Here is a 10853-nt window from a genome sequence, read left to right on the forward strand (position 1 = left end):
CCAGCTTCCAGTCGCCCATGCGCGCGCCGTTGCGCGAGTTGGGCAGCACGTGGGGCGCCAGGCTCATGTTCTCCTGGCCACCGGCGATGACGATCTCGCTGTCGCCGTCGCGGATGGCCTGCGCGGCCAGCATCACCGCCTTCAGGCCCGAGCCGCAGACCTTGTTGATGGTCATCGCGGGCACGTGGTTGGGCATGCCGGCCTTGATGACCGACTGGCGCGCCGGGTTCTGGCCGGCACCAGCCTGCAGCACCTGCCCGAGGATGACCTCGCCGATCTGGCCGCCTTCGAGCCTGGCGCGCTTGAGCAGTTCGTTGATCACCGCAGCGCCGAGCTCGGGCGCGGGCGTGGACGCGAGCGTGCCGCCGAACTTGCCGACCGCGGTGCGGGCGGCGGCGACGATGACGATGTCGGTGCTCATGGAATCAGGTCTCCTGCGGTGAACGGATCGAAAACGAGGGTCGGTCGGATATGACTGTCGCGCTTCGCCGGGAGCCCATCAAGCCCCCGGGAAACCCGAGGTCAGGCTTTCTGCTTCACGTAGCGGCCGGGCGCCGGCTCGATCGCCTTGTGGGTGCGGTTGCCGTAGCCCTTGGGCGCCGCGATCAGCTTGCCGGCATGCGGCTTGAGCCAGCTGGCCCAGTCGGTCCACCAGCTGCCCGGGTACTCCTTGGCCTTGTCGAACCAGTCCTGCGCCGCGGCCGGCAGCGTGCTGCCGGTGCCGATCCAGTGGCTGCGCTTGCCCTTGGCCGGCGGGTTGATCACGCCGGCGATGTGGCCCGAGGCCCCCATCACGAAGCGCACCTTGCCCTTGAGGACCTGGGTGTTCTTGTAGGCGGCATCCCACGGCACGATGTGGTCCTCGCGCGAGGCGTACACATAGACCGGCGCCTTGATCTTGCCGAGGTCGACCTTCTCGCCGCAGACCGTGAGCTTGCCCGGCACCACGAGGTTGTTCTCGAGGTACATGTTGCGCAGGTACCAGCAGTACATCGGCCCGGGCAGGTTGGTGCTGTCGCTGTTCCAGTACAGCAGGTCGAACGGCGGCGGCGTCTCACCCTTGAGGTAGTTGCCGACGACGTAGTTCCATACCAGGTCGTTCGGGCGCAGGAAGCTGAAGGTCGAGGCGAGTTCCTGGCCCTTGAGCAGGCTGCCGCCGCCAGGGCTGGCCGGCCCGAGCGTCATCTCGCGCATCTGCACCATCGCCTCGTCGATGAAGATGTCGAGGATGCCGGTGTACGAGAAGTCCAGCAGCGTGGTCAGCAGGGTGACGCTGGCTGCCGGCTGCTCGCCGCGCGCCGCCAGCACGGCCAGCGCGGTGGCGAGGATGGTGCCGCCGACGCAGAAGCCCAGCGTGTCGATCTGCTCGCTGCCGCTGATGTCCTGTACCTCGCGGATGGCGCGGATCGCCGCATCCTCGATGTACTGGTCCCAGGTGAACTTGGCGATCGATTCGTCGGCGTTGCGCCAGCTCACCACGAACAGGCGGTGGCCCTGCTCGACGGTGTAGCGGATCAGCGAGTTGTCCGGCTGCAGATCGAGGATGTAGTACTTGTTGATGCACGGCGGCACGAACAGCATCGGGCGCTCATGCACCTTGGCCGTCAGCGGCTTGTACTCGAGCAGCTGGAACAGCTCGTTCTCGAACACCACCGCGCCCTCGGTGGTGGCCACGTTGCGGCCGACCTCGAACACGCTCATGTCGGTCTGCGAGAGGTGGCCCTGCTGGATGTCGTTCCACAGGTGGCGCAGGCCCTGGCTGATGCTCTGGCCCTTGGTTTCGAGCGCCTTGCGCTGCGCCTCGGGGTTGAGCGCGAGGTAGTTGCTCGGCGCAGCGGCATCCACCCACTGCTGCACGGCGAAGCGGATGCGCTGCCTGGTCTTCGCATCGCCCTCGACAGCCTCGGCCATCTGCATCAGCGTGCGCGCGTTGAGCAGGTACATCTGCGCGGTGAAGGCGCTCGCCGGGTTGCTCGCCCAGTCCTGCGCGGCGAAGCGGCGATCCGACGTCGCAGCGGGCTTGGCGTCGTCCTTCTGCAGCGTCTGGTTCCACAGCTCGGTGGCCTGCTTGAGGTAGTCGGCCTGCAGGCTGGTCATCGCCGGCAGCGGCAGGTTCAGGCCCTGCATCGCCTTGAGGATCTCGCCGAAGCTGTTGCCGAAGGCCTTGGCCGCCTCCGCGCTGTCCAGCGGTGTGGCAGCGGATGTCCGGGTCGACGAACGGGATGTCGCTTTCATGTAAGTCTCCTCGCGGATGCTTCGGCCGGTGAAGCTGTTCTTGTATGTGCAGTCTTACCGGCGAAGCTTACCACATCATGACGGCTAATTTCATAATTCGGTAAGCAAGATGTACCTTGTCGCGATCGCCTGGGGCTACGTGGTGCTGATGATGGCGGTCGCGGAAGCGACCAGCACGAATGGAACCGTGCTCGGCGCGGTCTTCACGGTGCTGCTGTACGGCGTGCTGCCGCTATCCATCGTCCTCTACCTGATGAACACGCCGCATCGCAAGCGCGCGTTGCGCGAGGCCGAGGCGCGTGAGGCGTCCGCGTCAGCCGCGGCGATCCAGCCAGATGGCGGCCACCATGCGGCCGGTGCTGCGGTCGCGGCGGAACGAAAAGAACCGTGATGCCTCCTCGACGGTGCACCAGGTGCCGCCGCTGAGTCGGCTGACGCCGGCGCGCCGCAGTCGCTCGCGTGCCAGCCCGGCCAGGTCGGCCATCCACTTGCCGGCCGTGTGGGCGGCGAAGAACGGCTGATCGCCCTGCTGGGGATCGACGCCGAAGGCCCGCAGCACGTCGGCACCCACCTCGAACTGTCGCGGCCCGATGCACGGGCCCAGCCAGGCCTGCACCTCGGCCGGCTCGCAGCCGGCCACGGCGCAGAGCTCGGCCAGCGTCGCTTCCAGCACGCCGCCGGCCAGCCCGCGCCAGCCGGCATGAGCGCCGCCCACCGCACGCGCTCGCGGCGCCGCGAACAGCACCGGCAGGCAATCGGCCACCTGCACCGTGCAGGCGATGCCGGGCTCGGCACAAACGCTGGCGTCGGCCGTCGGCACCGTGCCGAGCGCGTCACTCGTCAGGCGCACCACCGTCGCGCCGTGAACCTGGTTCAGCCAGACCGGCCTCGCGCCGATGGCGGCCGCGAAGATCGCCTGGTTCTGCAACACCGCGACGGGATCGTCGCCCAGCCCGCCACGCACGTTCATGCTCTCGAACGGGCCGGTGCTGACGCCGCCGGCGCGGGTGGTCATCAGTCCGCCCACGCCGGGGGCGTCCCAGTCGGGGCGCAGCCAGTCGGGGTGGCCGCCGGAAGCCATCAGGCCGCGTCCGGGCAGGCCGAGGGCTGGGTCTTCGCGAACGCGTCCAGCGCCATGCAGGCCTCGAAGATGCGCATCACCGTGGGCACATGGTCGAGCCGGCAGTCGAAGCGCCGGGCATTGTGGATCTGCGGCACCAGCACGACGTCGGCCAGCGTCGGCGCGTCACCGTGGCAGAAGCGTCCCGTCGCGGCGCTGCCGGCCAGGCGCTGCTCCACCACCTCGAGGCCGGTCTCGACCCAATGCCGGTACCAGCGGTTCTTGTCGTCCTCGCTGACCTTCAGGTCCTTGACGAGGTAGCGCAGCACGCGCAGGTTGTTCAGCGGGTGGATCTCGCAGGCGATGTCCAGGGCCAGCGCGCGGATGCGGGCGCGCGCCTGTGCATCGCCGGGCAGCAGCGGCGGGTTCGGGTGCGTCTCGTCGAGGTATTCGATGATGGCCAGCGACTGCGTGACAAGCTTGTCGTCGTCCTTGAGCAGCGGCACCAGCCTCGCCGGCGACATCGCCGCATACGACTCGGCGAACTGCTCGTTGCGCTGCAGGTGCACCGCGATGTAGTCGTAGTCCAGGCCCTTCAGCGCCAGCGCGATGCGCACGCGATAGGAGGCCGAGGAGCGGAAGTAGTTGTAGAGCTGCATGGCCATGGCGGTCGCCTCGAAACGTTCAGCCCGCGACCACCTGCACCTGCAGCGAGCCGACGCCGTCGATGCGTGCGGAAAGTGTGTCGCCCGCCACGACCGCCGCCACGCCTTCCGGCGTGCCGGTGAAGATCAAGTCGCCGGGCGCAAGCGTCCAGGCTGCCGACAGGTGCTCGATGATCTCGGGAATGTTCCAGATGAGCTTGCCGATGCTGCTCTTCTGGCGCGTCGCGCCATTGACGTCGAGCACGATCGCAGTGTCCGGGCCGATGGCGCATTGAGCCGCCGGGCGAATGGGCCCGATCGGCGCCGACTCCTCGAAGCCCTTGCCGATGCACCAGGGCCGGCCTTGCTTCTTGGCTTCGCCCTGCAGGTCGCGGCGCGTCATGTCCAGGCCGACCGCATAGCCCCACACGTGCTTCATCGCGTCGGCCGCGGCGATGTTGCGCCCGCCGGCGCCGATGGCCACCACCAGCTCGACCTCGTGATGCAGGTCCTTGGTCAGCGTGGGGTAGTGCATGCGCCCGGTCTGCCCTTCGGCCACCGGCAGCACCGCATCCGCCGGCTTGAGGAAGAAGAACGGCGGCTCGCGGCCGGTGAAGCCCATCTCCTTGGCGTGCTCCACGTAGTTGCGGCCCACGCAGTAGATGCGGTGCACCGGGAACTGAGCGCCGGCCGCCGCGCCGGCAACGGGCACGGTGGGCGTGGCGGGCGGGGTGATGACGAAGGACATGCGCGGGGCTCCGGAAACTGTGACCAAGGCGGTCGGATGCAACGCGGACGATGATGCCACGCCACGGTCGGCGAAGCCCTGCGCGATACACTGCCGCCGCCATGTTCAACCCGCGCAGCATCAAGCACTGCCGTGCCTGCGGAGCGCCGGCGCAGTACACCGTGCCGGCCGACGACAACCGCGAGCGTGCCACCTGCACGGTGTGCTGCACCATTCACTACGAGAACCCGCTGAACGTGGTCGGCACGGTGCCGGCCTGGGACGATCAGGTGCTGCTGTGCCGCCGCAACATCGAGCCGCGCTACGGCTTCTGGACGCTGCCGGCCGGCTTCATGGAACTCGGCGAGACCACCGCCGAAGGCGCGCTGCGAGAGACCGTCGAGGAGGCCGGCGCCAAGGTGGAGATGCAGGCGCTGTTCACCGTGCTGAACGTGGCGCGCGTCGGCCAGGTGCACTTCTTCTACCGTGCGCGGCTGCTCGACACCGCCTTCGACCCCGGCCCCGAGACCATCGAGGCGCGGCTGTTCCGCGAGCACGAGGTGCCCTGGGAGGAGATTGCCTTCCGAACCGTGAAGGAAACGCTGCACCGCTGGTTCGACGACCGTCGCAAGGGTCAATTCGGCATCCACTGCGCCGATATCGGCTGATCTCCGCGCCCACGCCGCCCATGACCACGCCCACGCCGCAGGACACCGCCCCGGCCGCCGCCCGCGGCGCCACCGTGCGCCTGCGCGAGGACCTGATCCACCCGGATCCGCTGCTCGACTGCCTGGTCGAGCTGTGCCGGCTGCATGGCCAGGCCGCCACCCGCGCCTCGCTGTCGGCCGCGCTGCCGCTGCGCGACGGCCGCCTCACCATCGAGCTGACCGAACGCGCCGCCGCGCGTGCCGGCATGTCGACCAGGCTGCAGCGGCTGGCGCTGGACGCGATCGACGCCGCCGCACTGCCGGCGATCGTGGTGCTCAAGGACAACAAGGCCTGCGTGCTGCTGGGCTGGCAGGCCGACGAATCCGGCGCGAAGCAGGCGCGTGTGCTGCTGCCCGAGACCGGCCAGGGCTCGGTGAACCTGACGCACGACGACCTCGCCGGCCGCTATGCCGGCGTGGTGCTGTTCGCCCGCCCGCACTTCCGCTTCGACGCCCGCACCGAGCGTGCCGAAGACAAGCCGAAAGCCCTGCCTTCGGCCCACTGGTTCTGGGGCGCCTTCCTCGAGCAGCGCTTCGTCTACCGCGACGTGCTCTGGGCCGCCCTGCTCGTGAACTTGTTCGCGCTGGCCTTCCCGATGTTCTCGATGAACGTCTACGACCGCGTGGTGCCGAACAACGCGGTGGAGACGCTGTGGGCGCTGGCCATCGGCGTGGTGCTGGTGCTCGGCGCCGACCTCTTCATGCGCCTGCTGCGCAGCCGCTTCGTCGACGAGGCCAGCGCGCGCATCGACGTGCGAATCTCCGCCACGCTGATGGAGCGCGTGCTCGGCATGCGGCTGGAGCAGCGACCGGAGTCGGTGGGCTCGTTCGCCGCCAATCTGCGCGGGTTCGAACAGGTGCGCGACTTCATCGCCTCGGGCACCGTCACCGCGCTGATCGACCTGCCCTTCGCGCTGCTGTTCGTTTTCGTGATAGCGTGGATCTCGCCCTGGCTGGCACTGCCGGTGATCGTCTCGGCACTGCTCATCCTGGTGATGGGCTGGGTGCTGCAGCACCGCCTGCACGAGCTCTCGGAGACCACCTGGCGCGCCGGCGCGCAGCGCAACGCCACGCTGGTGGAGAGCCTGACCGGCATCGAGACGATCAAGGCGCAGGGCGCCGAGGGCGTGATCCAGGCGCGCTGGGAGCGCGCCAACGCCTTCCTCGCGTCCACGGGCGTGAAGATGCGCGGCGTCTCGTCCACCGCGATGTACGTCACCGGCTTCCTGACTCAGGCAACCACGGTGGCGATCGTGATCGTCGGCGTCTACCTGATCAGCGAGCGGCTGCTGACCATGGGCGCGCTGATCGCCGTGTCGATGCTGTCCGGCCGGGCGCTGGCTCCGGCCGGCCAGATCGTCGGGCTGCTGATGCAGTACCAGGGCGCGCGCACGGCGATGAACAGCCTCGACCAGATCATGGCCAAGCCGGTCGAGCGCCCGGCCGGCGACACCTTCATCCATCGCCCGCAGCTGCGCGGCGAGATCGAGTTCCGCAACGTCCACTTCGCCTACCCGAACCGCCAGGACTCCGCGCTGGACGGCATCAGCTTCAAGATCGCCCCCGGCGAGCGGGTGGCGCTGATCGGCCGCGTGGGCTCGGGCAAGTCGACCATCCAGCGGCTGATCATGGGCCTGTACCAGCCCAGCCAGGGCGCCGTGCTGCTCGACGGCATCGACCTGCGCCAGCTCGACCCGGCCGACGTGCGCCGCAACCTCGGCTGCGTGTCGCAGGACGTGATGCTGTTCTACGGCTCGCTGCGCGAGAACATCACCCTGGGCCTGCCCTACGCCGACGACTCCACGGTGCTCGCCGCGGCCGAGACGGCCGGCCTGGCCGAGTTCGTCAACCGTCACCCGCGCGGCTTCGACATGCCGGTGGGCGAGCGCGGCGAGTTCCTCTCCGGCGGCCAGCGCCAGGCCGTGGGCCTGGCGCGTGCGCTGCTGCACAACGCGCCGATCCTGCTGCTGGACGAGCCGACCAGCGCGATGGACTTCACCTCCGAGGCGCAGATCACCCAGCGGCTGAGCGGCTTCGCACAGGACAAGACGGTGGTGCTGGTGACTCACCGCACCTCGCTGCTGTCGATGGTCACGCGGGTCATCGTGATCGACGGCGGCAAGGTGGTGGCCGATGGCCCGCGTGACCGCATCATGGAAGCGCTGACCAGCGGCCGCGTGGCGAAGGCGGCATGAAGATCGTCGACCGCATGAACGCCTGGACGGCCGCCGTTTCGCGCCGCCTGTTCGGGCCGACCGCCAGCGAGGCCGCCCCTGGCCTGCGCAGCTTCGAGGCCGAGGCCGAAGCGGTGATGTCGCGCCAGCGCACTCACCGTGCGCAGACCATCGTGCGCACTGCCGTGGTGGTGGTGCTGCTGTTGATCGTGTGGGCGGCGCTGGCCCACGTCGACGAGGTGACGCGCGGCGAGGCGCGGGTGATCCCGTCGCGCCAGCTGCAGCTGGTGCAGTCGCTCGACGGCGGCATCGTCTCCGAGATCCTCGTGCAGGAGGGCCAGGTGGTCGAGCGCGACCAGCTGCTGCTGAAGATCGACGAAACCCGCGCCACCTCCGGCATGCGCGAGAGTGCGGCCCAGGGCTTCGCGCTGCGTGCCCGCCAGGCGCGGCTGCGCGCGCTGGCCGAAGGGGTGGCCTTTCAGCCGCCGGCTGCGGCCGACGGGGAAGAGCGCCGCATCGTCGACGACGAGCGGCGCCTGTACGAGAACCGCCAGTCGGAGCTGGGCACCCTGCTGGCCATCAACCGCCAGCAACTGCAGCAGCGCGAGCAGGAGCTCTCGGAGATGCGTGCCCGCCGCGCCGCGGCCGAGCGCAGCCTCGAGCTGAGCCAGCAGGAGCTGAACAAGACGCGGCCGCTGCTGGCCAGCGGCGCGGTGTCGGAGGTGGACATCCTGCGCCTGGAGCGCGAGGTCTCGCGCGCCCGCGGCGACGCCGAGCAGGCCTCGGCGCAGATCGCCCGCGTGCAGGCCGCCATCGGCGAGGCGCAGCGCAAGATCCAGGAGACCGAGCTGACCTTCCGCAACGAGGCGCGCAAGGAGATGGCCGAGGTGGTGGGCCGCCTGAACGCGCTGAACGAAGGCGCGGTGGCGCTGGCCGACAAGGTCGACAAGTCGCAGATCAAGAGCCCGGTGCGCGGCCGGGTGCAGCGGCTGCTGGCCAACACGGTGGGCGGCGTGGTGCAGCCGGGCAAGGACATCGTGGAGATCGTGCCGCTCGACGACGCCCTGGTGCTCGAGGCGCGCATCCAGCCCAAGGACATCGCCTTCATCGCCCCCGGCCAGGCGGCCACGGTGAAGTTCAGCGCCTACGATTTCTCCATCTATGGCGGCATGGACGCCGAGGTGGAGAACATCAGCCCCGACACCGTGGTTGACGAGCGCGGCAACGCCTTCTACCTGGTGCGGGTGCGCACCAAGTCGGCCCGCTTCAACGACCAGCTGCCCATCATCCCCGGCATGACCGCCGAGGTCGACATCCTCACCGGCAACAAGTCGGTGCTGGCCTATCTGCTCAAGCCGGTGCTCAAGGCCAAGGCCTACGCACTTCGCGAACGCTGACACACCGCGGCCGACGGCCGCGTCATTTCCCCCTCAAGTTCTGTCGGATCGGGTCGAGAAACGATCACCCGGTGATGTCTGACGTCGCCCCGGGCCGTCGCGCCGCCGCGCCTTACGGACGCGCTTGCCCGGCAATCCGGTGACGTCCGTCACACCGCAGACATCATGAAACGCATTTAGTGCAAGCGCCTCGGTTACCCTCCGTTGCCATTGCAGTGCAGCATATGAAACAAGGCCCCGTCATGCCCGTGATTGCCCGCTCCCCCGAAGGCAAAGTCGTTTCCCTTTGGGGCACTGCCCTGATCCGCGGCGCGGACGGAAAGCTTCGGCTGCTGAAGGTCGGCGACATCGTCCGCAAGGGCGACCAGATCCTGACCACGCAGGACGGCATCGTGCAGATCGACAACGGCGAGGCACCGGTGCGCGCCGCCGACGGCAAGGCGCCGGCTGCGGCCGACGACGTCGAGCAGGCCATCAGCGCCTTGAACCGCGGCGACCGCGATGCCGCGCCGGCGGCCGGCCTGGCCGGCGGCGGCGGCGACGGTTCGATGCAGGAAGGCCTGCGCGTCGACCGCATCGCCGAGGGCGTGGGCGGAGGCGAGGTTCCGCGCAGCACGGGCGATGCCGAGCTGCGCGCCTTCACCAACGACACGGGCACCTCGTCAGAGGCTGCCAGGAACCAGACCGGCAGCAGCCTGCCGCCGCTGGACGTGCCCTCCAGCGCCATCTCCAGCGCCGAAGAGGGCGCGCCGGCCAACCTGGGCCTGCCCGTACCGACCGGTGCCGCCGCGGGCGGCACGATCCGCGTCGACCAGGTGCCGGCCGTGGGCGAGATCCGCAAGGCCGATGGCACCCTGGTGACGGCCGGCACCGTGCTGACCCCGGCCGATCTTCCCGGGCTGAGCTACGTGCCGCCGGCCGACTACGACGGCACCGTGCCGGCGGGCAGCTTCACCTACACGCTGACCACCGACGACGGCCGCAGCAGCACCGGCGCCACGGTGATCACGCTCAGCCCGGTGAACGACGCGCCGGTGGCCACGCCGGGTGCCGGCCGCGGCGACGAGGATGCTGGCCTGCCGGTCAGCCTCGGCGGCACCGACGTCGATGGCCGCATCGTCGGCGTGACGGTCACCGCCCTGCCGGCGGGTGGCACGCTCTGGCTCGCCAACGGCATCACGCCGGTGGCCGCGGGCCAAGTGCTCACGCCCACCGATGCCGCGAACCTGATCTACCGTCCGGGCGCCGACTTCAACGGCGACCAGACCATCCTCTTCACGGTGACCGACAACGGCGGGGCGACCTCTGCCCCGGCGGCGATCGCCCTGACCGTGCTGGCGGTGAACGACCTGCCTCAGGCCTCGCCGGCCTCGGGCGGCAGCGGTAACGAGGATTCGCCGATTGCCGTCAACCTCAGCGGCACGGACGTCGACGGCACGGTCACGGCCGTCACGGTCACGATCCTGCCGGTCAATGGCACGCTGTACCTTGCCGATGGCGTGACGCCTGTGGTGGCCGGCACGCCGCTGACGCCGGGCCAGGCCGCCGGGCTGGTGTTCGTGCCGGCGCCGAACTACAACGGCGCGACCAGCATCGCCTTCACCGTCACCGACGACGAGGGCGGTACGTCCCAGCCAGGGAACGCCCAGATCACGGTCGCACCCGTCAACGACGCGCCGGTGGCCGCGGACGACAGTGCACGAGCGGTAGGCACGGCTCCCGTCCGCATCGACGTGCTGGCCAACGACAGCGACCCCGACGGTGATGCGCTGAGCGTGGCTTCCGCGACGGTCGACCCGGCGCTGGGCGCGGTGCTCGTCAATCCGGACGGCAGCCTCAACTTCGCCGCGGCGCCCGGCGTGACCGGGCCGGTGACGGTGAGCTACACGATCGTCGATGCGGCCGGTGA

The 10853-nt window shown here is 69.7% G+C and carries 10 protein-coding genes; 5 read left to right on the forward strand and 5 right to left on the reverse strand.

The features are described 5' to 3' along the window. Positions 1-421, reverse strand: a 421-nt coding sequence (locus tag AB7U92_RS13165) for a beta-ketoacyl synthase N-terminal-like domain-containing protein (RefSeq protein WP_428577385.1), incomplete at its 3' end; no start/stop codon positions are given. A 101-nt stretch (positions 422-522) separates the two neighbouring features. Beyond that, positions 523-2235, reverse strand: a complete 1713-nt coding sequence (gene phaC, locus AB7U92_RS13170) for a class I poly(R)-hydroxyalkanoic acid synthase (protein ID WP_428577388.1) — start codon at positions 2233-2235, stop codon at positions 523-525. 109 nt (positions 2236-2344) lie between these two features. On the opposite strand from phaC, the gene AB7U92_RS13175 reads away from it, so the two are divergent. Continuing rightward, positions 2345-2626 carry a hypothetical protein gene (locus AB7U92_RS13175; RefSeq protein WP_428577391.1) on the forward strand — a complete coding sequence of 94 codons (282 nt, stop codon included), beginning with the start codon at positions 2345-2347 and terminating at the stop codon, positions 2624-2626. Here the strand turns inward: AB7U92_RS13175 and pgeF are convergent. Genes pgeF through AB7U92_RS13190 form a run of 3 tightly spaced genes read right to left on the reverse strand, consistent with a single transcriptional unit; the run spans position 2549 to position 4687 of the window. After that, positions 2549-3316 (reverse strand): peptidoglycan editing factor PgeF, encoded by a 768-nt coding sequence (pgeF, locus tag AB7U92_RS13180; protein ID WP_428577394.1) that lies wholly within the window; start codon positions 3314-3316, stop codon positions 2549-2551. The two genes, AB7U92_RS13175 and pgeF, sit on opposite strands and share 78 nt — an antisense overlap. Next, on the reverse strand, positions 3316-3954 hold the full coding sequence (maiA, locus tag AB7U92_RS13185) for a maleylacetoacetate isomerase (protein ID WP_428577411.1): 639 nt from the start codon (positions 3952-3954) through the stop codon (positions 3316-3318). Before maiA ends, pgeF begins: the two co-directional genes overlap by 1 nt. 25 nt (positions 3955-3979) lie before the next feature. Beyond that, on the reverse strand, positions 3980-4687 hold the full coding sequence (locus tag AB7U92_RS13190) for a fumarylacetoacetate hydrolase family protein (protein ID WP_428577397.1): 708 nt from the start codon (positions 4685-4687) through the stop codon (positions 3980-3982). Positions 4688-4788: 101 nt separating this feature from the next. Here AB7U92_RS13190 and AB7U92_RS13195 point away from each other — a divergent pair, with 101 nt between their 5' ends. From AB7U92_RS13195 to AB7U92_RS13210, 4 genes are all read left to right on the forward strand, one after another. After that, positions 4789-5334: an NUDIX hydrolase gene (locus tag AB7U92_RS13195; protein WP_428577400.1), complete on the forward strand. Its 546-nt coding sequence runs from the start codon at positions 4789-4791 to the stop codon at positions 5332-5334. Positions 5335-5354: 20 nt separating this feature from the next. Beyond that, positions 5355-7568, forward strand: a complete 2214-nt coding sequence (locus tag AB7U92_RS13200) for a type I secretion system permease/ATPase (protein WP_428577403.1) — start codon at positions 5355-5357, stop codon at positions 7566-7568. Beyond that, entirely contained in the window at positions 7565-8944 is a 1380-nt protein-coding gene (locus AB7U92_RS13205) for an HlyD family type I secretion periplasmic adaptor subunit (RefSeq protein ID WP_428577406.1), read from the forward strand. Before AB7U92_RS13200 ends, AB7U92_RS13205 begins: the two co-directional genes overlap by 4 nt. 242 nt (positions 8945-9186) lie before the next feature. Then, a partial coding sequence (locus AB7U92_RS13210) for a tandem-95 repeat protein (protein ID WP_428577408.1) occupies positions 9187-10853 on the forward strand: 1667 nt, incomplete at its 3' end.

It is taken from the genome of Piscinibacter sp. (assembly GCF_050175855.1).
Taxonomy (GTDB): domain Bacteria; phylum Pseudomonadota; class Gammaproteobacteria; order Burkholderiales; family Burkholderiaceae_C; genus Piscinibacter.